Origin of the sequence: Pontivivens ytuae (assembly GCF_015679265.1) — a bacterium.
Lineage (GTDB): Bacteria > Pseudomonadota > Alphaproteobacteria > Rhodobacterales > Rhodobacteraceae > Pontivivens > Pontivivens ytuae.
On the sequence record NZ_CP064942.1, the window covers coordinates 2,065,815 to 2,090,851 of the forward strand.

The 25,037-nt window shown below is 65.3% G+C and carries 19 protein-coding genes and 3 pseudogenes; 13 read left to right on the forward strand and 9 right to left on the reverse strand.

What is annotated here, in order from left to right; all coding sequences use genetic code 11:
* Positions 1 to 12 precede the first annotated feature (12 nt).
* Positions 13 to 153 (reverse strand): annotated as a pseudogene (locus tag I0K15_RS10060) (helix-turn-helix domain-containing protein); the annotation flags it as partial.
* Between the two features lie 29 nt (positions 154 to 182).
* A pseudogene (locus I0K15_RS10065) lies at positions 183 to 509 on the reverse strand (integrase core domain-containing protein); the annotation flags it as partial.
* 122 nt (positions 510 to 631) lie between these two features.
* Here I0K15_RS10065 and I0K15_RS10075 point away from each other — a divergent pair.
* Positions 632 to 1,773 (forward strand): IS3 family transposase gene (locus tag I0K15_RS10075; RefSeq protein WP_422394002.1). Its coding sequence is split into 2 segments (ribosomal slippage): positions 632 to 892 and positions 895 to 1,773, totalling 1,140 coding nucleotides; the frame shifts between segments, so codons are not numbered across the junction.
* On the opposite strand, the gene I0K15_RS10080 is transcribed toward I0K15_RS10075, so the two are convergent.
* Together I0K15_RS10080 and I0K15_RS10085 are read right to left on the reverse strand one after the other, a co-directional pair.
* Positions 1,732 to 2,166 carry an IS3 family transposase gene (locus tag I0K15_RS10080; protein WP_196105295.1) on the reverse strand — a complete coding sequence of 145 codons (435 nt, stop codon included), beginning with the start codon at positions 2,164 to 2,166 and terminating at the stop codon, positions 1,732 to 1,734. The two genes, I0K15_RS10075 and I0K15_RS10080, sit on opposite strands and share 42 nt — an antisense overlap.
* Before the next feature lie 74 nt (positions 2,167 to 2,240).
* Positions 2,241 to 2,495, reverse strand: a complete 255-nt coding sequence (locus I0K15_RS10085) for a transposase (RefSeq protein ID WP_196103179.1) — start codon at positions 2,493 to 2,495, stop codon at positions 2,241 to 2,243.
* Between the two features lie 15 nt (positions 2,496 to 2,510).
* Between I0K15_RS10085 and I0K15_RS21275 the strand changes: the two are divergent.
* The 5 genes and pseudogenes from I0K15_RS21275 to I0K15_RS10110 all read left to right on the forward strand — a co-directional run.
* Positions 2,511 to 2,615, forward strand: a pseudogene (locus I0K15_RS21275) (hypothetical protein); the annotation flags it as partial.
* Positions 2,616 to 2,823: 208 nt separating this feature from the next.
* The gene (locus I0K15_RS10095) at positions 2,824 to 3,069 is read left to right on the forward strand and encodes an EscE/YscE/SsaE family type III secretion system needle protein co-chaperone (RefSeq protein WP_196105297.1); all 246 of its coding nucleotides are present in this window, start codon (positions 2,824 to 2,826) and stop codon (positions 3,067 to 3,069) included.
* Positions 3,070 to 3,072: 3 nt separating this feature from the next.
* The gene (locus I0K15_RS10100) at positions 3,073 to 3,408 is read left to right on the forward strand and encodes an EscF/YscF/HrpA family type III secretion system needle major subunit (RefSeq protein WP_196105298.1); all 336 of its coding nucleotides are present in this window, start codon (positions 3,073 to 3,075) and stop codon (positions 3,406 to 3,408) included.
* A gap of 163 nt (positions 3,409 to 3,571) precedes the next feature.
* Positions 3,572 to 3,913, forward strand: coding sequence for a hypothetical protein (locus tag I0K15_RS10105; protein ID WP_196105299.1), 342 nt, complete (start codon positions 3,572 to 3,574; stop codon positions 3,911 to 3,913).
* A 503-nt stretch (positions 3,914 to 4,416) separates the two neighbouring features.
* A complete protein-coding gene (locus I0K15_RS10110; RefSeq protein WP_230374380.1) occupies positions 4,417 to 8,286 on the forward strand; it encodes an Ig-like domain-containing protein in 3,870 nt (1,289 codons plus the stop codon).
* Between the two features lie 56 nt (positions 8,287 to 8,342).
* On the opposite strand, the gene I0K15_RS10115 is transcribed toward I0K15_RS10110, so the two are convergent.
* Genes I0K15_RS10115 through I0K15_RS10125 form a run of 3 tightly spaced genes read right to left on the reverse strand, consistent with a single transcriptional unit; the run spans position 8,343 to position 12,176 of the window.
* Complete coding sequence (locus tag I0K15_RS10115) at positions 8,343 to 8,795, reverse strand: universal stress protein (RefSeq protein ID WP_196105301.1); 453 nt, start codon at positions 8,793 to 8,795, stop codon at positions 8,343 to 8,345.
* A 4-nt stretch (positions 8,796 to 8,799) separates the two neighbouring features.
* On the reverse strand, positions 8,800 to 10,602 hold the full coding sequence (locus I0K15_RS10120) for a glycine betaine ABC transporter substrate-binding protein (protein WP_196105302.1): 1,803 nt from the start codon (positions 10,600 to 10,602) through the stop codon (positions 8,800 to 8,802).
* A gap of 5 nt (positions 10,603 to 10,607) precedes the next feature.
* Entirely contained in the window at positions 10,608 to 12,176 is a 1,569-nt protein-coding gene (locus I0K15_RS10125; RefSeq protein ID WP_196105303.1) for a BCCT family transporter, read from the reverse strand.
* Between the two features lie 386 nt (positions 12,177 to 12,562).
* Between I0K15_RS10125 and I0K15_RS10130 the strand changes: the two genes are divergently transcribed.
* Together I0K15_RS10130 and I0K15_RS10135 are read left to right on the forward strand one after the other, a co-directional pair.
* Positions 12,563 to 13,570 carry an aldo/keto reductase gene (locus tag I0K15_RS10130; RefSeq protein ID WP_196105304.1) on the forward strand — a complete coding sequence of 336 codons (1,008 nt, stop codon included), beginning with the start codon at positions 12,563 to 12,565 and terminating at the stop codon, positions 13,568 to 13,570.
* 4 nt (positions 13,571 to 13,574) lie between these two features.
* Positions 13,575 to 14,585, forward strand: coding sequence for an alcohol dehydrogenase catalytic domain-containing protein (locus tag I0K15_RS10135; protein WP_196105305.1), 1,011 nt, complete (start codon positions 13,575 to 13,577; stop codon positions 14,583 to 14,585).
* Here I0K15_RS10135 and I0K15_RS10140 read toward each other — a convergent pair.
* On the reverse strand, positions 14,575 to 15,492 hold the full coding sequence (locus tag I0K15_RS10140; RefSeq protein WP_196105306.1) for a LysR family transcriptional regulator: 918 nt from the start codon (positions 15,490 to 15,492) through the stop codon (positions 14,575 to 14,577). The two genes, I0K15_RS10135 and I0K15_RS10140, sit on opposite strands and share 11 nt — an antisense overlap.
* A gap of 253 nt (positions 15,493 to 15,745) precedes the next feature.
* Here I0K15_RS10140 and I0K15_RS10145 point away from each other — a divergent pair, with 253 nt between their 5' ends.
* The 4 genes from I0K15_RS10145 (at position 15,746) to I0K15_RS10160 (ending at position 21,968) form a co-directional block, all read left to right on the forward strand.
* Positions 15,746 to 16,516: a glucose 1-dehydrogenase gene (locus I0K15_RS10145; protein ID WP_196105307.1), complete on the forward strand. Its 771-nt coding sequence runs from the start codon at positions 15,746 to 15,748 to the stop codon at positions 16,514 to 16,516.
* A 56-nt stretch (positions 16,517 to 16,572) separates the two neighbouring features.
* Positions 16,573 to 17,508 carry a DMT family transporter gene (locus tag I0K15_RS10150; protein ID WP_196105308.1) on the forward strand — a complete coding sequence of 312 codons (936 nt, stop codon included), beginning with the start codon at positions 16,573 to 16,575 and terminating at the stop codon, positions 17,506 to 17,508.
* 115 nt (positions 17,509 to 17,623) lie between these two features.
* The gene (locus I0K15_RS10155) at positions 17,624 to 18,811 is read left to right on the forward strand and encodes an efflux RND transporter periplasmic adaptor subunit (RefSeq protein WP_196105309.1); all 1,188 of its coding nucleotides are present in this window, start codon (positions 17,624 to 17,626) and stop codon (positions 18,809 to 18,811) included.
* Positions 18,812 to 18,824: 13 nt separating this feature from the next.
* Positions 18,825 to 21,968, forward strand: coding sequence for an efflux RND transporter permease subunit (locus tag I0K15_RS10160; RefSeq protein ID WP_196105310.1), 3,144 nt, complete (start codon positions 18,825 to 18,827; stop codon positions 21,966 to 21,968).
* A gap of 65 nt (positions 21,969 to 22,033) precedes the next feature.
* Here the strand turns inward: I0K15_RS10160 and I0K15_RS10165 are convergent, their stop codons facing one another.
* Positions 22,034 to 22,909, reverse strand: coding sequence for a glycosyltransferase family 2 protein (locus I0K15_RS10165; protein ID WP_196105311.1), 876 nt, complete (start codon positions 22,907 to 22,909; stop codon positions 22,034 to 22,036).
* A gap of 290 nt (positions 22,910 to 23,199) precedes the next feature.
* On the opposite strand from I0K15_RS10165, the gene I0K15_RS10170 reads away from it, so the two are divergent.
* Positions 23,200 to 24,651 (forward strand): sugar transferase, encoded by a 1,452-nt coding sequence (locus I0K15_RS10170; protein ID WP_230374381.1) that lies wholly within the window; start codon positions 23,200 to 23,202, stop codon positions 24,649 to 24,651.
* Positions 24,652 to 25,037: the final 386 nt, after the last annotated feature.

Below are 25,037 nucleotides of genomic sequence, written 5' to 3' on the forward strand. Positions count from 1 at the left end.
CTCGCCGTTTCAAAAACTGTTACGGCTGATCTCGCGATAAACCGTTGAACGATGCCTGCCGATCTCAGTTGCGATCTTGCTCACAGGTACTTTTGCGTTCAGCATGTCTTCGATCGCGCGTCGTTCACGCAAATCCAGCTCTGTGTGGGCCATGTCCGTTCTCCTTGCTTTTCAGCAAGTGTCTAGCCCCCTGTGTCTGGGCCACTGATCAGAGGTTTCTCTAATATTGTTTCAGGAACGGGTGGGCGCATGTTGAGTGCCTGATGCGGTCGGGTGTGATTGTACTGCCTGAGCCAGTGATTGATGACGATCTGAGCTTGCTTGGTCGTCGTGAACCACTCCGCATTGAGAACCTCTCGCCGTAATGTCCCATTGAAGCGCTCGTTGTATCCGTTCTCCCAGGGTGATCCTGGGTAGATGCGGATGGGCTTGATCCCAACACGCCGAAGCCAGCCCTGCATCGCCTCTGCTGCGAACTCGGGTCCGTTATCGGACCGGATATACTCCGGGGAATCGTGGCGCAGCAGGAGCGGATAGAGTGCTTCGAGAACTTCGTCGGCACCCATCTTGGTGCGGTGTCCTTCCCCCCTAGAACTGGGCCATTACATTGGCCGCGAGAGGGGGATTGGGCATGGCGAGGAAGCGACATTCAGACGAAGACATCTTGAAGCTGCTGCGTGAGATCGAGCTGAAGCTGACGGCGGGCGATGACGTGGCCACTGCATGCCGCGGCGTCGGGATCAGCGACGCGACATACTACAACTGGCGGAAACGGTTTGGCGGGATGGGCCGGTCGCAGCTGTCGGAGATGAAGAGTTTGGAGAAAGAGAACGCCCGACTGAAGAAGATCGTCGCCGAGCTCGAACTGGACAAGCTCATACTCAAGGAAAGCCTGAACCACCTAAAGCCCAGGGCCTGACCACAGAGGAGCTTCGTCAGGCCGTCCTTCACACACGCCAGAAGCTTGCCACGTCTGAGCGGCGGACCTGCCGGGTGATTGGCCTGGCGCGGAGCTCCCTGCAATATCAGCCAACACAGAGAGACGATGATGCGCTACGGTTGGCTCTGATCCGGTTGGCGAAGCAGTACGGGCGATATGGCTACCGCAAGATCACGGAGCTGCTTCACATGGAAGGCTGGCGGGTCAATCACAAGAAGGTCGAGCGGCTCTGGCGTGAGGAAGGATTGCAGCTTCCGCAGCGGCACAAAAAGCGCAAGCGGCTCTACCACAAGGGCAGCTCGATCATCCGGCTTCGGCCCACGCACCCGAACCATGTTTGGGCAATAGACTTCGTGCATGACAAGCTCAGCAATGGGCGCAGTTACAAGATGCTGACGGTTCTCGACGAGTTCACGCGGCAGGCCTTGGCTGTTGTGGTCCGCACCAAGATGGGTGCCGACGAAGTTCTCGAAGCACTCTATCCGCTCCTGCTGCGCCACGGTTCCCCGGAGTATATCCGGTCCGATAACGGACCCGAGTTCGCAGCAGAGGCGATGCAGGGCTGGCTTCGGCGTGTTGGGATCAAGCCCATCCGCATCTACCCAGGATCACCCTGGGAGAACGGATACAACGAGCGCTTCAATGGGACATTACGGCGAGAGGTTCTCAATGCGGAGTGGTTCACGACGACCAAGCAAGCTCAGATCGTCATCAATCACTGGCTCAGGCAGTACAATCACACCTGCCCGCATCAGGCACTCAACATGCGCCCACCCGTTCCTGAAACAATATTAGAGAAACCCCTGATCAGTGGCCCAGACACAGGGGGCTAGACAGCGGACCACAACAGCCAAGGCCTGCCGCGTGAACTCGTCGAGAACCGTCAGCATCTTGTAACTGCGCCCATTGCTGAGCTTGTCATGCACGAAGTCTATTGCCCAAACATGGTTCGGGTGCGTGGGCCGAAGCCGGATGATCGAGCTGCCCTTGTGGTAGAGCCGCTTGCGCTTTTTGTGCCGCTGCGGAAGCTGCAATCCTTCCTCACGCCAGAGCCGCTCGACCTTCTTGTGATTGACCCGCCAGCCTTCCATGTGAAGCAGCTCCGTGATCTTGCGGTAGCCATATCGCCCGTACTGCTTCGCCAACCGGATCAGAGCCAACCGTAGCGCATCATCGTCTCTCTGTGTTGGCTGATATTGCAGGGAGCTCCGCGCCAGGCCAATCACCCGGCAGGTCCGCCGCTCAGACGTGGCAAGCTTCTGGCGTGTGTGAAGGACGGCCTGACGAAGCTCCTCTGTGGTCAGGCCCTGGGCTTTAGGTGGTTCAGGCTTTCCTTGAGTATGAGCTTGTCCAGTTCGAGCTCGGCGACGATCTTCTTCAGTCGGGCGTTCTCTTTCTCCAAACTCTTCATCTCCGACAGCTGCGACCGGCCCATCCCGCCAAACCGTTTCCGCCAGTTGTAGTATGTCGCGTCGCTGATCCCGACGCCGCGGCATGCAGTGGCCACGTCATCGCCCGCCGTCAGCTTCAGCTCGATCTCACGCAGCAGCTTCAAGATGTCTTCGTCTGAATGTCGCTTCCTCGCCATGCCCAATCCCCCTCTCGCGGCCAATGTAATGGCCCAGTTCTAGGGGGGAAGGACATCGTCGGCAGTCTGTTCCGCCAGACGTCGAACACGCAGAACCGCAGTGAACTCCTGGTGATGATCACCCCGCGGGTGGTGCGCAACAGCAATGCGCTGAGCGGCCTGACCGAGCAGATCCGCTGGGCGGGCAGCATGCGCGCCGGCTCCTACTAGGCGCGAGTACTGTTTGTCACGCCGCGCCGCGGGAATCTGACGTAGCGAGAGGATGAAGGGATTGTCGAGTATGGACGAGAACAGCATGACCCAGACCACGCAGACCGACGCTCCGTTCGGTTTCAGCAGCCTCGAAGAGGACCTCTACGGCGAGGGGGCCGGCGAAAAGGTGCTCGAACGGCTCGACTGGGTCACCGCGCAGCGCGACCGGTTGCGGGGTGAGCTGGAGAAGGGGGTGGATGCCGAGATGCATGGCAAGCTCGCCCGCCAGCTCGATGCGTTCGAGGCCGCTCAGACGATCCTGAAGACACGTCCACTGAGAAAGGGATAGACCATGGCCTCCACCGATACCGGCACCTACAGCTACTTTGGCCTGACGGGTAACGTCGAGACGACGGCGTCCGGCAGCCCGGCGCAGTTCAGCAGCGCCACCTTCACCGAGCGTGACGGTTTCGACCTGATCTGGCGGCAGGAATACCTGCAGACCCAGATCGCCGAGATCGAGGACGATATCCGCGCCATCGAGCAGAACGCCAACCTCTCCGACACGGAGAAGATGTACTCTATGCAGATGGCGATGAACACGTGGTCGGCGGTGACCAACCTGCGGACCAACATCATGAAGTCCGTGGCCGACACGCTGAAGACCATCGTCCGCAACGTCGCGTGACCAATCGCACCGCGCCGCTTGGCGCGGTGCCTGATACCTCAGCCGGAGCCTACCCGTGCCCAAGGACCACGATGTGATCCCTGCCAGTGGCGGCGGGAGGCCCGCTCGGCGGCGGCGCGGCACACGATCCGCGCCGCGCCTCACGGCCCGAGAGCGGGCCTACATGATGCTCGCGATCTTCGTGCGGGCCCAACATCTGCAGTTCGACGCGGCCGAAAAACTCGTCGCGGCACTGGAGGCGCTCGGCGAGGACGGCGCTGATCTCCGCTTCGCCAAGGCCGTGGTCCTCTTCCAGCAGGAGCGCTATGCCGACGTGCTCGAAGAACTGCGCGAGCTCGACCGGCTCGACCCAGCGGACACGACGGCCGGGGCACGGCAGAGCGATCGGCTCCAGGCCCGCTCCTACATGAAGGCGAAGGCCTGCTACGCCCTTTATGGTTCCCTCGACGAGGAAGGCCGCGCCTCCCTCGACTTCTACCTGCGTCGCCGGCGGAGCATGCCTTAGGGTGCTTGCCACCTCCCATGTGATGATACGCGCCGACATGTTGGCGGTGCATCTCCTGCGGCGCCGTTCGGACGCGAGCCTTCGCAGTCGAGGTTTCATGTGGATCGAGAGGCGCAAGACGCTGGACGGGGATCGGTTAACGTCCTCTGATCCTGACTGTTTCTATATGCAGCAGTTGTTCTGTTGCTGGCTCAAACAGTAATGCCAGTCCCCATTTGGGGATTACTCGCACGATAAACAGCTTGTTAACGGTTTCGCTGTGGGGCGGCGACCGGACGCGATCAATGCCGCTTTGTTCGAGGTTGCGCTGCGTTCTCGGCGCGGCGGCGGACAGAGCGAAGATCAGCCTAAGGCGTCGTGTGGAATTGACGTGAAATCGCGTCCGACACAGTAAGCCGGATCGTCGCCCGACAGGAAGAGGAGGTGGTCTTTGGGGCCATGCCGTTAGGCATGGATGCGGTCGTCTCGGATCTGGAAAGCACCAATCGGGTGCGGGTGGGGCGATGATGATCGATTTGCATTCTGTTCTGAAGCTGCAATCAGCCATGAGAGATCGGGTGGCAGCGTTTATCCGGCTTGCATGTCATCTCGGTATCGCCATCGCGCTCCTGATTGCGCCGACGCAGCCGACCCAGGCGTTTGGCGGAAACGACTCGGCGGCAATTGATTTGCCTGCGACGGGCGGTCTTTTTCAATGTAGGTTGACAGCCCGAGCCATAACGGCCAGTGGCCCCTTTGATGTTTCTACGGAATACAGAATCCGAGTGGGTATTGGCTTGGATTTTGTTACATCTGTTTCTGCAGTTTTAGGGAGCGATGAGGTTACATTAGATTTATCTGCGAGCGAATCTCAGTTTCAGAATATATGTAATGTTGAAAATGTTCAAATATCGATTAATACAGATCTTTCTCTGGATGAAACTGCAGATAATTTGAGAAACGCATCCCTTCTGGAGATGAAAATTCGTTACAGAGGGCAAGATGGTGAATTTTATAGAGCAAATGCCGCTTTACGAGGCCAGTCAAATACTCAGGCATCGGCCAGCGTCGTCTCCATCAACGGCGATCCGGATATCACTCTCCTGTCTCAGGGCAGCGTTATCGCCAACAACGGAACGATCGACATTGGAACGGTGGAACGTGGCCGAGTGCAGTCGTTCGTTCTGGATGCGCGAAATGACGGCATTCTAGGACTTACACGCGGCACGCCGTCTCTATCCAACGAGTCGAATTTCGATTTCGAGTCCATCGCCTTCAGAAACAGAACTCTTGCGGGAGGCGAGTCCGACCTTGCTGCGCGGGTAGAGTTCAGGGCTCCCAATACAGGTCCATTTAGCTTTCGTATCAACGTACCCAACAACGATCCCGATGAAAATCCGGCGACGGTTACCGTTCGCGGTGTCGCTGTCGTAACGCCGCCGTCTGGCCTCTCGATTGTCCAAGCGGTCCCTTCGCCCACCACCGTCGACGCGGCGCGACCGTTTCGATTCCGCTCTGACCGACCGGGAACTTTCTCAGCCGGCCCGGAGTGCGATATTTCTCCAAGTTCCGGGACCGCGATCGCAGGCGTGAACCAGGTCGATGTGCGTGGGCCCGTCAGCATTGGTCCTGCAGTGCCGCCGGGTACGGAACGGACCGTGACCGGATGCAGGATCACGTTCAGAAGTTCGACGGGTGACTTCTCCGACGATCTGACGATACCGGACTTCGTCATCGACAACCGGCAGCCGCTTTTTCAGAGAACGGATGGTATTCCCGATGTCGCGAGACGCGAACTCATAACCCGCATCTTCTTCTCCGAACCCGTGCGGGACTTCCAGGCCGAGGATATCATTGCATCTGGTGCAACTGTGACGCTTCCCGTCCCGTCGACGGGCTTTCGTGATGTCCACCTGATCAGCGTGGAACCCATACGAGATGGCGAAGTCACGTTGCAGCTTCGGCCAAACAGCGTGTTCGATGAGGCCGGTAACGGAAATCCAACCGCATCCATAGCTTCATTTGTGTTTGACGTATCCGACCCGGATGTGACTCTTTCGGGCAATCCTGCGACGGCGGCAGGACCATTCAACATCACCATCGACTTTTCAGAGCCGGTCTTCGGATTTCAAGCCAGCGACGTCTCGGTGACGAATGGCCGCTTCGTTACCACGTTCGAGACCATTGCTGTGGGTACGCCAGGGGCGCTCGCGGCTGTAAATGGGCGCGTTATCCCGGATGCAGATGGCGAGGTTACGGTCATCGTTCCTGCAAACAGCGTGGAGGACCTGCTCGACAATCCGAACCCGGCCTCGAACCAGATCTCCACCATGGTGGACCTGAGCGCCCCTTCCGTGTCCATCTCAGCACTGACGGGACCTGCCAACGGCGTGCAGACGGCCACGATCATTCTGTCCGAGCCCAGTAACGATTTCACGGTGGAGGATCTGACCCTCGTCAACGCCACGGCTACACTCGCGGGCTCGGGGACCGACTACACTGTTACCCTGACACCCCTGGCAGACGGAGCCGTATCTGTCGCGGTGTTGGAGGGGGTGTTCACCGATGCGGCTGGCAACCCGAACACCGCGTCCGACACCATCGAGCGGAACATTGATCTGTCCCCGCCCTTCGTCGCGATCGCACCGTTTACCGGACCGGCCAACGGGGTGCAGACAGCGGAAATGACGCTGTCGGAGCCCAGTGACGATTTCACGGTCGAGGATCTGACCCTCGTCAATGCGACCGCCACGCTGACCGGATCGGGCGTCGACTACGTCGCGACGCTCACGCCGCTGGCCGACGGACCGCTGTCGCTTACGATTACATCCGGGGTGTTCACGGATGCGGCCGGCAACCTCAACACCGCCTCGAATGTAGTGGACGGCAGCGTCGACCTGATTGCGCCCTCCGTGACCATCGCGCCGCTCGCTGGCCCCGCGAATGGAGTGCAGACGGCTGCGATCACGCTGTCCGAGCCGAGTTCGGATTTCGCGTTGGAGGATCTGACCCTTGTCAACGCGACGGCCACGCTCACCGGTTCCGGCGCCGACTACACAGCCACGCTGACGCCAGTGGCGGACGGGCTTGTGTCGCTGTCAGTGGCCGAAGGCGTCTTTTCGGATGCAGCCGGCAACCTCAATACCGCCTCGGGCGAGGTGACGGTTCAGGTCGATGTGAGCCGCCCGACCGTAGCCCTGGAAACGGAAACGACCGAGATCACGAGCCGTCCCGACCTGATCGTCACAGTCACCTTTTCCGAGGAGGTCACCGGTCTGACAGCAGAGGATTTCATCCTTTCGAATGCGACGCTTGTGACGCTCACCGGAAGCGGTGCGTTCTACTCGGTCGCGCTGACCGCGGCAAACGGGGGAGACGTAACCATATCGCTACCGGCAGACGCGGTCGCCGATCTTCGGGGCAATCCCAACGTCGCCTCCGAGACGCTTTCGATCCGCAATGTGACGGTCGAGGTAACTCAGCGCCTGATCGCCCAGTTCATGCAGTCGCGCACCAATCAACTGCTGACGAACCAGCCTCAGCTCAGGTCTTTCCTCAGCGGTGATCCGGAGTCCGGGCTGGGTTTCGATATCGGCGAGGTTGCGGGTCTGCTGCAGTTTGCGGCCAACGATGTGGCGAGCGAAAACTTCTGGGTGCGTCTATCGAGCAGTTGGAGCAGTGAAGGCGATAGCGAGGCTCAATACGCCCTCGGCACTCTCGGCGTGCATAGCGAGGTGAGCGAGAACGCGCTCATCGGGCTGATGCTCCAACTCGATGATATCGAGCAGACGGAAGGTGGTGCCACGGTCGAGGGGTCCGGTTGGCTGATCGGCCCCTACATTGTTGCGCGCGCGCCCGATCACCCGCTTTTCGTAGAGGGCCGGCTGCTCTACGGCGGCTCCGCGAACGATGTGTCTCCCTTCGGGACGTACACGGACAGTTTCGACACCGAGCGGCTGCTGGCACAGATCGAGGTCTCCGGCGCGGTCAACCGTGGGCGCACCACTTGGCGACCCGCTGTGCGCGCCTCCTATGCCCGTGAGGATCAGGAGAGCTACGTCGATGCGCTCGGCAATCCGATCCCCTCACAACGGGTCGGTCTGGGGCAGGCCGCTCTGGGCTTCGATGTCGAAACACGGCCCTTGCTCGACATATTGGAAGGCGACCTGATGCTGAGGGGAGGTTTTGAGGCCATTCAGTCCTTCACGGATAACAGCGGCTTCGCGCAAAGCATTGATCCCGCTTTCAACGGTGCCCGGGGCCGGCTCGATCTTGGCGTCGGTTACAGCTTCACAGGTGATGCAGCGGTAGCGGTCGATGCCTTCTATGATGGCATCGGAGCCGGCGCATTCGAAGGCTACGGGGTTGGCGTCGGCTTTGAGATGAGGTTCTAACCTGGCGATGAGGCTCGCGGGAAGATGTCTCCTCCAGCGCGCCTAAATATCCCCGCTCAGTCCCGCACCACCTGAACCGAGCACTTGGCGTGCCGCACGACGCGCGCCGTGTTCGGGCCGATCAGGTAGTCGGCGAGCGACGGCCGGTGCGCGGCCATGACGATCTGCGCGGCGGGCAGTTCGTCGGCGACGTTCAGGATCTCCTCGTAGACCGTGCCGTAGCGGGCGATCACGTCGAAGCCGGTGCCGTCCGCCGCATGCTCGTTGCCGATCTGCTCCAGCCGCTTGCGGGCGTCCTGTAGCAGGTCGTCGACCTTCAACTCCTCGGATCCGCCGGTCTCGCCCCGGATGGAATAGCGCCAGTCAAGGCCGCCCACGACCTCCGGCACCACGGTCATGATGGTGACCTCGGCCCCCGTCGCCTCGGCCAGCGCGAAGGCCTGCGGCAGCGCCTTGAGCCAGGACGACTTGTGCGACAGATCGATCGGGATCAGCAGTTTGTCCGCCATGGTGCTACCTCCGCTCCGGGCGCGCATAGAGCCAGATGAGCCAGCCGAACATGAGGAGCACCAGCGCCGTCATGAACGAGATGGCCGAGGATGGATTGACCGCCGCGGGCGGCGACGGGAGCGTCGGCGCGAGCGCCGGTGCCGCCCGGATCGCGGGGTCGAGCCCGATCAGCGTGCCGAGCGCGCCGTTGATCGCCAGCACGGTGTTGTCGGGCAGCGCCGCGACCTCGGTCGGGATCGAGGCGCCGGGGCCCTGCGGCCCTACCGCATCGGTATTCACGACGATCGGCCCGGCGAGCACGAGCTGCGAGGATAGTGTTTCGATCGCGCGGAGCTGACCGTCATAGCTGCCCGCCGGTATGCGCGCCTGCCGCAGCTGGGGGAAGCGGACCAGCGTGTTGCCGCTGTCCCAGCCCTCCAGCGCCAGCAGACGTCCGTCCTCCAGCAGATCCTCCACGACCGCCGAGCCAATGGGCGCGACGACGAGTGCCGCATCCGCATCGCCCGGCGCGCCGTCGGCCGTCGGCGACAGCGTGATCCCGTCGAGCACCGCCGTCATGATCTGACCCGTGCGGTGGGAGGCCGAGCCCTCCGGCCCCGTCGCCAGCGTCCCGACATCGGCGAGCCGGCGGGTATCGCCGAGGCCGATCAGGTGGACATAGGACTGGCCCACGACGCCGAAGGCCTCGAAGGGCCGGGTGGCGAGGTCGCCATCCTCCTCCAGCTCCGTGAATTCGACCGCGGCGGCGAGCGCCAGCGGCGCACCGCCCGTGCCGACCACGCCCAGCGGGTCTGCCTCGGACTGCAGCAGCACGCGGCGGCCGGGATAGGCCTGGCGCACCGCGCGCAGGGCCGTGCCCGTCTCCGCATCTGCGCCGATCAGCGGCGAGTGGGCGACGACGACCGGCTCCGTCACCTCCAGCGCATCGTCGGTATCGATCAGACCCAACTCCGACAGCGCCGCCCGCGCGACCTCCCGCGGGGAGAGCGCGTCCTGATCGACGCGGCTGTTGAGCTCCTGCATCATCTGCGCGTCGAGCTGGCCCGACAGCCGGTCGAGCGCGCCCTGAAGCTCCGGAAACCGCACCAGCGCATCGGATCGGACGAGCGGTGCTGCCTCGTAGACCGGAAAGAAGTTCAGATCGTCCTCCAGCAGCACCAGCCCCAGATCTGCGATCTGCCCGTCGGTGGTGAAGACCTCGATCACGTCCACCGATCCGGCGAGCAGATCGTCGTAGAGCGTCGGCCGCTCCTCGGACGAGACCGTGCTCACCGATCCGAACTCCATGCCATAGCGCGCCGTCATCGGGCCGAAGCCGTCGAGGGGGCGGGTCTCGAAATTCTCCTCGATCCCGATGGTCAGGCCACCGGCCTCTGCCACAAGGTCGGAGATCGAGGTGACCCCCAGCTCCTCCGCCCGTCCGGGCCGCATGGCGAGGCCGTAGTTGTTGGCGAAGCCAAAGCGGTTGCCCCAGACGATTCCCAGCGGCTGGTAGAGCGAGCGCACCCGCTCCATCGCCGCATCGCCGTCCGCCATGGCGGGCTGGCCCAGCATGAGGAGACCCGTGCCGTTATACTCCGCATAGACGTCGATCTCGCCACTGCGCAGGCTCTCCAGGTTGACCATGGTGTCGCCCAGAAAGGTGCGGCGCGTCACGGGGATCCCGGCGTCCTCGGCGAGGGCGGCCATCATCTCCGACAGGATCGAGCTCTCGCTGAAATCCTTGCCGCCGACGATCAGGCTGTCGGAGTTCTGGTCGCAGGCCGTGAGGCCCAGCAGCGTGAGGAGGGCTATGGCAAGTCTCATCGCGCTCACTCCGCCGCCATCTTGTCGACATGGCCGCGCGCCTCCCGCGGACGGGTCCGATCGGGCCGTTCGCTGCGGATCGCGCGCATGAAGCCGACGATCTGGAGCAGCAGGATGACCGAAAACGGCAGCGCCCCCGTGATCGCCATCGCCTTGGCCACGGTGATCGAGCCGGTCAGCAGCGTGCCGGAGGTCAGCACCGCGATCAGCACACCCCAGACCATCTTGTGAAACACAGGCGGGTTCAGGTTCCCGTCCGTGGTCATCATCGACAGCACGAAGGTGCCCGAGTCCGCCGAGGTCACGAGGAAGATGAAGATCAGCAGGCAGGCGATCCCGCCCAGCAGCGCCCCCGCCGGGAAGTAGTCGAGGAAGGCGAAGAGGGCCGAGGTCACGTCCGCGAAGACCAGCTCGCTCAACCCGCCGCCGCCGAAGAGCTCGATATAGATGCCGGTTCCGCCGAAGGCCGCGAACCAGAGGATCGAGAACATCGTTGGCACGAAGATCACGCCCATGCAGAACTCCCGGATCGTGCGGCCGCGGCTGATCCGCGCGACGAAGATGCCGACGAATGGCCCCCAGGCGAGCCACCAGATCAGATAGGTGAGCGTCCAGCCGCTGGTCCAGCCAACGAGGTCTTCGTAGGGGAACATGCGGAACGCCATCGCGGGCAGCCGTGCGAAGTACTCTCCGATCGAGTTGACGAAGGTCTCCAGGATGAAGCGCGACGGACCGAACACGATCACCACGAGCAAAAGGGCGATGGCGATCAGCATGTTGAGGTTCGACAGGATCTTGATGCCCTTGTCCACGCCGGTCGTCGCCGACAGCATGTAGCAGACGAAGAGCACCGCCATGATAATCAGCGACAGTGTGGTATTGGCGTCGAGACCGAAGACCTCGCTCAACCCGCCGCGCACCTGCAGCGTACCCATCGTGAGCGACCCCGCGAGGCCGAAGACGACCGCCAGCACGCCAAGCACGTTCGCCAGCGTCCCGATCGGCTTGCCCTCCGGCCCGTTGAAGACCGACTTGAGGGGGGTCGAGATCTCCGACGTGTCGCGGCGGCGAAAGGTGAAATAGGCGATGACCAGCGCGCAGACGCCGTAGATGGCCCAGGCATGCAGGCCCCAGTGGAGGTTGGTGATCACCATCGCCTCCCGCGCGGCCTGCGGCGTGCCGCCCTCCATTCCCGGCGGTCCTTCGAAATGGTAAATCGGTTCGGCAACGCCCCAGAAGAGGAGGCCCGCGCCCATGCCGCCCGCGAACAGCATCGCGATCCACGACCCGGTTGAGAACTCGGGCCGCTCGTCATCCGCACCCAGCCGGACGGAGCCATAAGGCCCGAAGGCGAGGTAGCCGCTTAGGATCAGGAACCCGGTGGTGATCAGTAGCCAGTACCAGCTGATCCCCGTCAGCATGTAATTCGTGAAGCCGAGGAAGACATTCGTCATCCCATCCGGGTCGACGAGACCCCATCCGCCGATGCCCGCGACACAGACCAGTGAAATGACGAAGACGGCGTTGAACAGAGGCGGGCGTTCCGTCTCTGCGCTGTCGGCATTCTCGGACATGTTCGCTCCCCCGGGTGGTGACTGGACTGGTCCGCGGGGCGCATATCACTCCGCAAATTCAGTTGTCTGTGTGATGTGACATAGCGTCACCGCTTCGGAGGTCCGGTTTTATGTCCAAACGCGACAGGCCCGTGTCGCAATTGATCCACCTCGGGTTGAATGTGTGACGCCCTGGTCGCGGCACCCGTCGGCAGGTGCCGGTCGTCGGAAGACGGCGATGTCAGATGGCGTCGCGATTCTGCGCCTCGTTGCCATCTCACCCCGGCGGCAGCCGGACGGCGGCTCCGCATTTCACCCGTGAAAACTCCCTTTCGGATTTGGAGCGTCCCCCGCCCGCCCTACTGCGCCTAGATCGCGAAAAACGCGAGAGCACCGGGGAGGTCGGGATGGAGATGCGACAACTGGGGCGATCGGGCCTGAAGGTCTCCGCCTTCACGCTCGGCTCCATGGAGTTCGGCGGCAAGGTGGCGGAACCGGAGGCCGCCGACATCTTCGCCTGCGCCCTCGACCATGGTGTCCGCGTCATCGATACCGCCAACTGCTACACCAATGGCTGCAGCGAGGAGATCGTGGGCCGGCTCATCGCGCCGCATCGGGAGCGCCTGCTGCTCGCCACCAAGTTCTCCGTCCCGCTCGACCCAGAGCTACCCCATTCCGGCGGCACCAGCCGCAAGGCGGTGGTCGAGAGCTGCGAGGCGAGCCTGCGGCGGCTCGGCACCGACTACGTCGACATCTACTACATCCATCGCCCCCATCCCGGCACCCCGATCGAGGAGACGCTGCGCGCGCTCGACGACCTCGTGCGCGCCGGGAAGGTCCGCGCCATCGGCACGTCGAGCTTCGCGAGCTGGCAACTGGTCGAGGCGCAATGGTGCGCCGACCTGCGCAACCTCGCCCGCGCGACGGTGGAGCAGACGCCCTACCACCTCCTCGACCGCCGGGTGGAGCGCGAGCTGGTGCCCGCCGCCCGCAGCCACGGCGTCGGTCTCACGATCTGGTCGCCGCTCGCCGGGGGCCTCCTGACCGGGAAGTACCTGCGCGACGGCGCCGGGGAGGACCGGCTCAAGGCCGACGATGCGGCGTGGGGTGCGAAGCACTTCTCGGATGCGGCGACCCGGGCGGTTGGCGCGCTCGACCGGATCGCGCGGGAGGCCGGCCACAGCCTCACCGAGATGTCCCTCGCCTGGACCCTCCGCCAGCCGGGCGTCAGTTCGATCGTGCTGGGCGCCCGCACCGTTGCGCAACTGGAGCAACAGCTTGCGGCGACCTCCGTCGAGTTGGCGGACGAAATCCTGGAGGCCATCGACGAGGTCGTCCCCTTCGGCGGTGTGAAGGTGCCCTACTACCTCGACGATGCCTTTGCCGACTTCACCCCAAACCGGTTCGCGTGGTGACCGCATGAGCGTGCCCAGCCATATGCGCGCCGTCGTGGTTGAGGCCTTCGGCGGCCCCGAGGTCCTGACGCCCGTGGATCGACCCATGCCGCGCCCCAGGCTCGGACATGTCCTCATCGAGCAAGCCGCCATCGGCATCAACTTCGTGGACCTGAACCACCGCGCAGGCACGCCCTACCCGATGACCCTGCCCTTCGTCCCGGGGATCGAGGCGATCGGCCACGTGATCGCGCTGGGCGATGGCGTCGACCCGGGATGGGAGGGCGCGACCGTGGGCTATGCAGGCCCGATGCCGGGCGCCTATGCCTCCCACACCGTGATCGCGGCGGATGACCTCGTCCGGATCCCCGACGACCTTCCGGCCGAGCGTGCGGCGTCGGTGCTGATGCAGGGGATGACGGCCTGGTATCTTTCCCACCTCGTCACAGAGTGCGGCCCGTCCGACCGCGTCCTTGTCCTCGCCGCGGCGACCGGCGTCGGCCGCCACCTCGCGCGCTGGCTCACGGCGAAGAGCGCCACCGTGATCGGTACGAGCCGCCGCGCCGCCGGCGTTGCCCGGATGCGCGAGGACGGAATCGCGCACGCTCTGCTGGTGGAGCATGCGGACGACCTGACGGATCTGGTGGCTGGTGAGCTCGGCACCCGGAACGGCGTGCACGTCGCCTTCGACAGCCTCGGCGGCCCGTTCTGCCGCCCCGCACTCGGCACGCTGGCGGCCAAGGGCCACTACATTAGTTACGGCCTTGCGGCAGGCCCCTCACCAGACCTGTCCGTCGCCGCACTGTCCGGTTTCTTCGACACAGATCTGGCCGGGTCGCTCCGCATGCAGTGGGCGAGCCTCGGCGACTATCTCGACACCCCCGAACTGCGTCAGCAAGCGGCGGATGCCGTGTTCAAAGCGCTGGCGGAGGGCATCCTGCTACAGCCCCCAACCGAGACATTCCCCCTCGACCAGGCGGCCGCGGCGCATGCGTGGCTCGACACCCACGACGGCAAGGCGCTGCTCACCCCTTGATCATGACGATCCCCGCGCCGGTCGCGGGCAGCTCCTGCTTCAGATGCTCGATGAAGAGGCTCAGCCGCGCGGGGCGGTAGCGTGTCTGCGGATACGCCACCGACAGCTTCAGAGGCGGTGGGAGCCAGCCTTGGCACACGATCCGCGCCTGATTCGCATCGATCGCGGGCTGCATCAGCCAGAGGGGCAGGATCGAGTAGCCGCGCCCGCCCAGCGTCAGACGCTCCGCGGCGAAGATGTTATTGGTGCAGATCGTGACCTTCGGCACCAGCGTCACCGCTTTCCCGTCAGGCCCCGTCAGCTCGATCTCCGTCCCGACATACGGGCCGAGCACCACCGCCGGCGCATCGGCGAGCTCGCCCGGATGCGCCGCCGTGATCCCGCTCGACGGCGCGGCAATGACCGCCCGCTCGATCTGCCAGAGCCCGCGCACGATCAGGCTTTCATCCGTGATCGGTCCCACGCGGATCCACAGGTCGATCCCCTCGCCGATCAGGTCGCGCGGCGCGTCGTTGAGCTGCCACTCGATCGAAACCCCCGGAAACCGCTCGACGAAGGAGCCCGCGATGTCCGCCATGATCGTCTGACCCAGGCCGCTGGGCGCCGCCACGCGGATCTTGCCCCGCACGTCGTCCTTCTGCAGGCGGAACCGCTCGGCCACCGCCTCCCACTCGCCGAGGAGCTGGCGCGCGTCGCTCAGGAACTCCTGTCCCGCGTCGGTGAAGGAGAGCTCATGCGTCGTGCGCATGATGAGCTGCGTGCCGAGCTCCGTCTCCAACTCCCGCAACTGCCGGCTGGCCGAGGGCTGCGACAGCCCGAGAGAGCGGCCCGCGGCGCTCAGAGAGCCCGTCTCAGCGATGCGCACATAGAGGCGCATCAGGTCGAACCGGTCGAGTGTCTTGGCCATGAAAGGGGTCCGTCATCCGGAAGGCGGATGACCACGATAGGCCAGTGCGGCTCATTGCGAAAGCTGTTCCGGCCCCGGTCGCCGTCGAGCGGCAAGGATGTATCGCAACCTGACTTGAACCGAGCCGCGACTAGCCCCTCCGTAATCCGCAAAATGGATATCTATCAGAGATTATATCTGACTACCGAATGAAAGCACTCATCGGCATCTTCCCAGGCAACCGGACCACCCCGGACAGCAGAGGATGCACGACATGACCACCTTCAACGACAAGATCGTCCTGATCACCGGCGCCACCTCCGGCATCGGTGAGGCCGCCGCCCATGCCTTCGCCCGCGAAGGCGCCACCGTCATCGTCAACGGCCGCCGGGCCGAGAAGGGCGCTGCCGTCGTCGCCGCGATCCAAGCGGCCGGCGGCAAGGCGGAGTTCCTGCAGGGCGACGTCTCCGACGAGGGCACCATCGCCGGGATCGTCGACATCGTGGTGGCGAAGTACGGCCGCCTCGACATCGCCTTCAACAATGCGGGCGTCGAGGGGAAGATGGGCGATCGGACCGCCGACCAGACCCAAGCCGATTACGACGAGAATATCGGCGTCAACATCGGCGGCGTCTTCTGGGCGATGAAGCACGAGATCCGCGCGATGCTCGCCCATGGCGGCGGGTCCATCGTCAACACCGCTTCGATCTTCAGCCAGATCGGGATGCCGGGCATGGCGCTCTACACCGCCTCCAAGCATGCGGTGCTGGGCCTGACCCGCGCGGCCTCCATCGAGTATGCGAAGGACGGCATCCGCATCAACGCGGTCAGCCCCGGCGGGGTGGAGACCGAGATGTTCGAGCGGGCCGCCGGTCCGCTGGAGCAGAACTCCGAAGGCCGCCAGTTCTTCACCAACTTCCACCCGATGGGCCGGATCTCCCAGCCCGAGGAGCAGGCGGAGGCGGTGCTCTTCCTCGCCTCCGAGAAGGCGTCCTTCGTGAACGGCGCGAACCTCGCGGTCGACAGCGGCTGGAGCATTTCCTGAGCGCGTGCCGGTGCCGATCCCCGGCACCGGCTTTCCCCTTTTTGCGGAGAACCGTCATGGCCCATGTCACCCTTACCCGCCCGGTCGCCGCGCCGACCGTCGATACACGACTGGTTGCGGGGATCGGTTTCGGCCTGATCGCGGCCATCGCCTGGTCGGGCTACACGATCGCCTCGCGCGCCGGGGTGATGTCGGGCTTCTCGGCGACGGACCTCACGGCGCTGCGGTTCATCGTGGCGGGCCTCGTCATGCTGCCCTTCGTGCTTCGCCGCGGTCTTGCGACCCTCGCGGGGATCGGCTGGCGGCGCGGGATCTTGCTGGCACTGGGCGCCGGGCCGCTCTTCAGTGGGCTCTACACCTACGGGCTTGGCGTGACGCCCTACGCGCACGGGCCGGTCATCAGCCCCTCGGTCGTCACGCTGGGCGCCCTTGGCCTTGCCGCCCTCGTGCTGGGCGAGCGCCCGGGCCCGTGGCGCCTGATCGGCACGGCGGCGGTCGTCGCGGGGCTGGTCCTTGTCGCCGGGGGCGAGGCGCTGTTCGGTGCGGAGGGTGACTTCACGCCATATGACCTGCTCTTCGTCGGGTCCGGGCTGCTCTGGGCCGGCTACACGGTGCTGCTGCGCCGCTGGCAGCTCGACCCGATCGCCGCCACGGCCGCCGTCGCCGTCGTCTCGATGATCGCGATCGCGCCCGCCTATCTGCTGACAGCGGACTACGGCCGCCTCTTCGCCGATCCGGGCGCGCTGGCGTTCCACGCGCTGATGCAGGGCGTCGTGGCGGCCGTGGTGGCGATCCTCGCCTTCAGCAAGGCCGTGGCCCTGCTCGGCGCCGGACGGGCCGGGATCTTCCCCTCGCTGGTGCCGGTCCTCGCCGTCGTGCTGGGCATCCCCTTCCTCGGCGAATGGCCGACCGCGGCACAGGTCGTCGGCATCGCCGTCGCCACCGCGGGGCTGTTCCTCGCCAGCGGGATCATCGGCGGGCGGAAGAGCTGAGCCCCCGGCCATTCGCAGAACGAAAGATGGTCAGTCTCGTCAGCCGCCTACAGAAACCCGCGCGTCCGAAGCACTTCACCACCCAACGAATACACACAGCCCATGGAGATGGCACATGTCGAAGAAACCTCTTCTTGCCGCACTGCTGTTGGGAACATCCCTCGCCGGCGGCTACCACGTCTATCAAAGCCAGCTCGGTGCCGCGACCGCGGCCCCGGCACCCGAGGAAGCCCCGCTGCCCCGCGTCGTCGTGGCCGCGGCCGTCGAGCAACCGGTCACCGAATGGGACCGCTACCCGGCCCGCTTCTCGGCAACGGAAGCCGTCGAGGTAAGCGCTCGCGTGAGCGGTCACCTCGTCGCCGTCCATTTCGAGGAAGGCCAGATCGTCGAGCAGGGCCAGCCGCTCTTCACCATCGACCAGCGCCCGTTTGAGGCCGCCCTGCGCCTCGCCGAGGCCGAGGTGGCCGAGGCCCGCGCCCGCGTCGGCCTCGCCCAGGTCGAGCTAGACCGGGTCAGCCAGCTCGTGGCCAACGGTCACTCCAGCCAGTCGCAGGGTGACGTGGCCGAGGCCGAGATGGCGAGTGCCGCTGCAAGCCTCGCGGCGGCAGAGGCGCGGGCCGAGCAGGCCGCGCTCGACCTCGACTACACCATCGTCCGCTCGCCCATCTCGGGCCGCATCGACGAGACCCGGCTCGACCCCGGCAGCCTCGTCCGCGGCATCGGCGTGGGGGCGGAGACGCTGACCAGCATCGTCGCCCTCGACCCGATCCACGTCGTCTTCGACGTCGATCAGAACGCGCTGCTGCGCTACAACCGCCTGGCGCTCGAAGGCGTCCGCGGCTCCTCGCGCACCACGCCGAACCCGGTGCGGGTGACGCTGCCCGACGGCAGCGACGCGACGATCACCGGTCAGATGGACTTCGTCGCCAACCAGATCGATGAGGGCACCGGCACCATCCGCGCCCGCGCCCTCGTCCCCAATACCGACTTCCTGCTGACGCCCGGCATGTTCGCCCGGGTCGACCTGCTGGCCCGCCCCGACGCGCCCACGGTGCTGATCCCCGATCAGGCCATCGCCATCGAGCAGACCAGCCGCACGGTTCTCGTCGTCGATGCCGAAGGCACCGTGGAGAGCCGTGTAATCGAGACCGGACCGCTCCACGAAGGCCTGCGCGTCGTGCGTCACGGCCTGGAGCCCGGTGAGCAGGTCATCGTCGAGGGCCGCCACCGCGCGCGTCCCGGCGCCACCGTCGCCGCCGAAACCGTAGAAGACGCTGGCCTCAACGTCGCCAGCGCCGAGTAAGGGAGGTAAGACCATGAAACTCGGACAGTTCTTCATCGAAAGGCCGATCTTCGCGATCTCGATGTCGGTCATCGTGCTCATCATGGGCCTTGTGGCCATGATGCGCCTTCCCATCAGCCAGTTCCCCGAGGTCGTGCCGCCCACCGTCGTGGTCGTCGCGCAGTACCCCGGGGCCGACGCCGCTACCATCGCGGAGACGGTCGCCACCCCCATCGAGCAGGAGGTGAACGGCGTGGACGGCATGCTCTACATGCAGTCGAACGCCACCAATGACGGCGAGATGCGCCTGACGGTCACCTTCGCCCTCGGCACCGATATCGACGAGGCGCTCGTGCTCGTGCAGAACCGAGTCGCGCTCGCCGAGCCGCGGTTGCCGGAGGAGGTGCGGCGCACCGGGGTCGCGGTCCAGAAGGACTCGCCCGACATGCTGCTGGTCGTCCAGCTCGTGTCGCCCGACGGCAGCCGCGACCAGCTCTTCCTGTCGAACTACGCCACCCAGCGGGTCGAACCGGTGCTGCGCCGGCTGCCCGGTGTCGGCTCGATCAACTCGATCGGCGCGCGCGACTACGCGATGCGCGTCTGGCTCGACCCGGAGCGGATCGCCAACCTGTCCCTCACCCCCGGTGAGGTCGTCGACGCGATCCGGGCCCAGAACGCCGCCGTCGCGGGCGGCCAACTCGCCCAGCCCCCGGTCGCCACGGACCGGAGCTACCAGCCCGCGGTGACCCTGCGCGGTCGCCTCGACGAGGTCTCCGAATTCGAGGACATCGTGGTCAAGCGCGGCGATGATGGCCGCGTCGTGCGGCTCTCCGACGTCTCCCGCGTGGAGCTCGGCGCCCAGACCTACACCACCAACGCCCGCATGAACGGGCAGTCGATCGCCGCCCTGCTGATCTTCCAGCAACCCGGCGAGAACGCGATCGAGACCTCCGAGGCCGTCAAGGAGGTCATGGAGGAGCTCTCCGCCGACTTCCCCTCGGGCGTCGAATACCGCTCGACCTACAACCCGACGGACTTCTTCACCATCGAGTCGATCCTGGCGCTGGAGCACACGATCATCGAGGCCATCCTGCTGGTGGTTCTCGTCGTGATCGTCTTCCTGCAATCGGGCCGCGCGACGCTGATCCCGGTGGCCGCGATCCCGGTCAGCCTGATCGGGACGTTCATCGTGATGTCCGCACTCGGCTACTCGATCAACACGCTCACGCTGTTCGGCCTGGTGCTCGCGGTCGGGATCGTGGTCGATGACGCCATCGTGGTGGTGGAGAACGTGGAACGCTATCTCGCCAAGGGCCTCTCGCCCGTCGAGGCGACGAAGCGGACCATGGCCGAGATCTCCGGCGCGCTGATCTCCATCGCGCTGGTGCTGAGTGCGGTCTTCGTGCCGACGATGCTGCTCGATGGCATCTCGGGCGAGTTCTTCCGCCAGTTCGCGGTCGCCATCGCGGTCGCCACGCTGATCTCCGCCTTCAACTCGCTGACGCTCAGCCCGGCGCTCGCCGCCCTGCTGCTGCGCCATGAGAAAACGGAGCGCAAGCAGAGCCTGCCGGCCCGTCTGGGCTCGGCCGCGGCCCGGCGGTTCAACCGCGGCTTCGACCGGCTCGCCGACCGGTATGCCGCACTCATTCGTCGCCTGATCGCGGCGCGCTGGGTGATGCTGCCGATCTACGGCGTATTGGTGGCCGGTGCGGTCGGTTTGCTGATGACGACGCCCCGCGGCTTCGTCCCGGCCTCCGACCAGGGCTACCTGATCGTCACGGTTCAGATGCCCGCCGGCTCCGCCCTGTCCCGCACCGACGCGGCCGTCCGCGACGTGGCCGAGGCCGCGCTGGAGGTCGAGGGCGTGGAGTTCGTGCATGAGTTCACCGGCCTCGCGCCGCTGACCAACACGACCTCCAGCGCCTCCGGCGTGGTCTTCGCCCAGCTCTCATCGTTCGAGGAGCGGGGTGAGACGGGCCGGTCGCTCGACGTGATCCAGCCGGAGCTCGAGGCCGCAATGGCCGAGATCGCCGGTGCGCAGATCAACGTCATCGCACCTCCGACGATCCGCGGGATCGGGACGGGTGGCGGCTTCGCCCTGCGCGTGCAGGACTACGATGCCCGCGGCTCCGAAGACCTCTCGGCGGTGACCGGTGACCTGCTGGCCGCGCTCAACGCCGACCCGCGGGTGGCCTTCGCCTTCTCCCCCTTCACCGTGGACGCGCCGCAGGTCTATCTCGACGTCGATCACGCAAGGGCGGAGCAGATCGGCCTGCCGGTCGATGAACTGTCGGAGATGCTGGAGGTCTATCTGGGCTCCCGTTACGTCAACGACATCAACCTCCTGGGCCGGACCTACCAGGTCCGCGCACAGGCAGCACCCGAGTTCCGGCTGGATGCCGAGCAACTCGCCAGCCTGCGGACCCGGACGGCCGAGGGCCAGATGGTGCCGCTGGGCGCCGTCGCCACGGTGGAGACCCGGACGGGGGCGGAGCGTGTTCCGCGCTACAACCTCTTCCCCACGGCCGAGATCTTCGGCCAGGGCGCCAGCATCAGCTCGGGCGAAGCACTCGACCTCGTCGAGGAGATCGCCGCCGAGGTCCTGCCGCAGGGCTACGGCATCGAGTGGACGGATCTCAGCTACCAGGAGCGGCTGACGGAGGACGGGACGGTTCTGTTCCTGCTCGCCATCGTCTTCGTCTTCCTGGTGCTGGCCTCCCAGTACGAAAGCTGGACCCTGCCGCTCGCGGTCATCCTGATCGTGCCCACGGTGATCCTGTCCGCACTGGGCGGTGTGGTCTGGATGGGGATGGACAACAACCTGCTCACGCAGGTCGCCCTGATCGTCCTTGTCGGTCTGGCGTCGAAGAACGCGATCCTGATCGTGGAATTCGCCCGCCAGCTCGAAGCCGAGGGGCGGAGCGCGGTGGACGCCGCGGTCGAGGCTGCCCGGCTGCGGCTGCGCCCGATCCTGATGACGTCCTTCGCCTTCATCCTCGGCACCGTCCCTCTGGCCATCGCCGAAGGCGCGGGCGCCGAGCTGCGGCAGGCGATCGGCATCGCCGTCTTCTTCGGGATGTCGGGCGTGACCTTCTTCGGCCTGATCTACACGCCGATCTTCTACGCCCTGATCCGGGGCTGGGTCGCGCGGCCGAAGGCGGTTCCCGCCGCCGCCTGATACCCGCTGTTCCACGCGGCTGACACGAGCCCCGGCGCCCTCGCGGTGCCGGGGTTCTTCCGTGTTCAGAGGGGGTTGTGGCCCTGCGGCCAGGTGAACTCCGGCCGCCGCAGGGCCTTCCGCGCAAGATGCCGCACGGTCGCCGAGGCACCCGCCCGGCGCATCGCGTGGAGCACGAAGCGCACCGGGTTCTTCCGCTTGCCGATGTATTTCAGCAGGTAGCTCGCCAGCCGGCGGCGGTAATGCGTCTCGCCCAGCCAGTCGCGGTGCTTCTCGATCACCCGGGTCCGCTTCTCGAGCGCTTCCACACTCTCTGATTGTGCGCTGAGCGTGATGCCAGAGTGGCTCCCATACCGCCGGGCAAAGAGCGGTGCTGCGGCATAGGCGAGCGGGCGGCGGCGGGCGAGGCGGATGTAGATGTCCCAATCCTGGCCGTTCGGCAGCGTCTCGTCGAGCGGCTCCTGCAGCAGCACGTCGCGCCGCGCGATAAGGCCCGACATGCCGCAGAACGGGTTGCCGCCGCGCAGATGCGCCTCGGTCACGCGGGCCACGGGGCAGATCTGGGGCGATTTCCCGTCGATCTGCTCCAAGCCACAAAGGGCCGCCTCGTCCCCGTCGGACATCGCGGCGAACTGTTCCTCGGTCTTGTCCGGCCGCCAGATGTCGTCGTCGTCAAGGAACGCGACCCACTCGCCGGAGGCCGCGCGAACGCCGGCATTCCGTGCCGCATTTGCGCCACTGTTGGCATCGAGTCGGATCAGACGGACACGGTCCTCGAACTCGGTGAGCACCGGCGCCGGATCGGTGGGCGAGGCATCGTCGACGACGATGACCTCGGTCGTGCGAATCGACTGCATGAGCACGCTCCGCACGGCGTCACCCAGAAATTCCGTTCTGTCATAGGTCGTTATGACCGCGGTGACGGTAGGATGGGCGCTCATTTTTCCCGTATCTCCGACACTTTCCGGGATGCGGAATCATACCGCATGTGCTAAGCAACTACAGGTTGAGCCACGAAAGCCATCGGTTTTCAAGCCGCCATCGTTGCGCCCAGAACGCACCATCCTCCTGACATACAACCTTAGGTTGCCGAATCAGAAATCTGTGCCATGATGCGGTGCAGTAAGTACGCCAGCTTGCTCCAAATTTTGACAAGAAACCGCAACTTAAGGTTGAGCGCGGAGCCCTCGGGTGTACCTTTGTGTATGCCTCGCGCCAGAAAGGTCTCGTCGTGCAGCACGATCACGCCAGCTACACGCAGAAGACAGCATCCTCGATTGCTCAGACTTCTGATACGTCGCAACGCAGGTCTTCGCAATTTACGCCCTTCGGGCGCACCATCGTTTCCTCGGTCGCCGACTTCCTGATTGTGGGGGCGGCGCTTTTCGTTTGCGCCGCGGTCGCCGGCATCGACGGATCGCTCCTCGTGATCCCGTGGGAAACGGTTGCGGGCCTTGCTGCCCTGCAGATCTGGCTGCAGCTTGCCTCGGGTCTCTACGACCGGGCCGAGCTCGACGCCCGCGCTCTGCGCTGCATCGCGATGTCGGCCCTCGCGGTCACGGCACTCGCCGCCGTGTGGCCCGCCGACAGCATGACGGTCGGCCTGACCTGGACGCTGCCCGCCTGGCTGATCGCCGCGGTCGGCATCGCCGGTCGCCGCCTTCTGACGCCCACGCCGCCGCTGCTCGGCCAGATCGCGGGCAGCCGCCCGGTTCTGCTGCTCGGCGCCGAAGTCGATGAGCAGAGCGAGCGCCACGTCGCCCGCCGGATCGATCTTTCGCAGATGGCGGCCGCATCCGACGCGGCCCTCTCCTACGTGATCGACACCACCGCGGATTCCGCTGGCCTCGCGCCCTGCGACCTGCGGGTCGTGATCGCGCCCAAGGCCGATGAAATCCGAATGGCGGAGCGCGTCATCGAGAGCCTGCGCCGCCTGCGCCAGCCCTACGCGGTCGTCCTTCCGATGAAGGGCCTCGTCGGCGGCCGGACCCGCGGCATCGTCGCCACGGGCGCGGACAGCCTTGTCTGGTCGGTCGAGCGCAACGACGTGCCCGGCAGCTCGCTCATCAAGCGGCTGTTCGACATGACGGCGGCGGGCCTCGGCCTGATCGCGCTCGCGCCGATCTTCATCGTCTTCGCAGCGATTCTGTCGATGGAGAAGGGTCCGGTGTTCTTCGCCCAGCCGCGGGTCGGCCGGAACGGTCGGCGCTTCATGTGCCTCAAGTTCCGCTCCATGCGCCCCGACGCGCAGGACCGGCTGGAGGAGCTGCTGCGAACCGATCCCGAGGCGCGCCGCGAGTGGGAGACGCACCAGAAGCTGGAGAACGATCCGCGCATCACGCCCTTCGGCCACTTCCTGCGGGCCACCTCGCTCGACGAGCTGCCGCAGCTCATCAACGTGGTGAAGGGCGACATGAGCCTCGTCGGTCCCCGTCCGATCATCGCACCGGAGATCCCCGGCTATGACGGCGACGCGCAGTACTACGAGGCTCCGGAATTCGGCGACTACACCTGCTGCAACCCGGGCATCACCGGGCTCTGGCAGGTGTCGGGCCGGGCGAAGACGAGCCACTCCGAGCGCGTCCGGCTGGACGGCTGGTACACGCGCAACTGGTCGCTGTGGCTCGACTTCGTGATCCTTGCACGGACGGTACGCGCCGTCATCCGCCGCACAGGCAGCTGACACGATCCCCTCCAAGGACCCCCGCGTACTGTCGGAAGGGGCGCATCGAGATCATCGATGCGCCCTTTTTACGTTCGGAAGGTCCTGTGCCGGATGGGCGGGATCTTCTGTAGTGGGGCTCTGAGCAGCAAAAGGCCCCGGATCACGTCCGGGGCGGTACCGCCTCGAATGGACGCCCCGCCCGGCCGACAGGCCGGGTCGCGCCCGCCCCGTGCCCCGCCCGTTCACGCCTCAAACGCTCCACCGGAGCGTTTGCGAGACGGCGTTCACTCTCTCCCGGAGGGCGCGTTGGCGGTGTCTTTAGTCGAATAAGTGAGATGGATGCTTGAGGACGCGGACTTCTAAATCCCGTCTCGCAAGCGCCCTCCAGGTCGGGGGCGGCCCTC

Coding starts and splice junctions, on each gene's coding strand:
- I0K15_RS10100 (WP_196105298.1), top strand. CDS start 3,073: ATGGCCTCCACCGATACCGGCACCTACAGCTACTTTGGCCTGACGGGT.
- I0K15_RS10115 (WP_196105301.1), bottom strand. CDS start 8,795: ATGGCGGACAAACTGCTGATCCCGATCGATCTGTCGCACAAGTCGTCC.
- I0K15_RS10105 (WP_196105299.1), top strand. CDS start 3,572: ATGATGCTCGCGATCTTCGTGCGGGCCCAACATCTGCAGTTCGACGCG.
- I0K15_RS10145 (WP_196105307.1), top strand. CDS start 15,746: ATGACCACCTTCAACGACAAGATCGTCCTGATCACCGGCGCCACCTCC.
- I0K15_RS10135 (WP_196105305.1), top strand. CDS start 13,575: ATGAGCGTGCCCAGCCATATGCGCGCCGTCGTGGTTGAGGCCTTCGGC.
- I0K15_RS10095 (WP_196105297.1), top strand. CDS start 2,824: ATGACCCAGACCACGCAGACCGACGCTCCGTTCGGTTTCAGCAGCCTC.
- I0K15_RS10160 (WP_196105310.1), top strand. CDS start 18,825: ATGAAACTCGGACAGTTCTTCATCGAAAGGCCGATCTTCGCGATCTCG.
- I0K15_RS10150 (WP_196105308.1), top strand. CDS start 16,573: ATGGCCCATGTCACCCTTACCCGCCCGGTCGCCGCGCCGACCGTCGAT.
- I0K15_RS10165 (WP_196105311.1), bottom strand. CDS start 22,909: ATGAGCGCCCATCCTACCGTCACCGCGGTCATAACGACCTATGACAGA.
- I0K15_RS10155 (WP_196105309.1), top strand. CDS start 17,624: ATGTCGAAGAAACCTCTTCTTGCCGCACTGCTGTTGGGAACATCCCTC.
- I0K15_RS10120 (WP_196105302.1), bottom strand. CDS start 10,602: ATGAGACTTGCCATAGCCCTCCTCACGCTGCTGGGCCTCACGGCCTGC.
- I0K15_RS10130 (WP_196105304.1), top strand. CDS start 12,563: ATGGAGATGCGACAACTGGGGCGATCGGGCCTGAAGGTCTCCGCCTTC.
- I0K15_RS10140 (WP_196105306.1), bottom strand. CDS start 15,492: ATGGCCAAGACACTCGACCGGTTCGACCTGATGCGCCTCTATGTGCGC.
- I0K15_RS10125 (WP_196105303.1), bottom strand. CDS start 12,176: ATGTCCGAGAATGCCGACAGCGCAGAGACGGAACGCCCGCCTCTGTTC.
- I0K15_RS10110 (WP_230374380.1), top strand. CDS start 4,417: ATGATGATCGATTTGCATTCTGTTCTGAAGCTGCAATCAGCCATGAGA.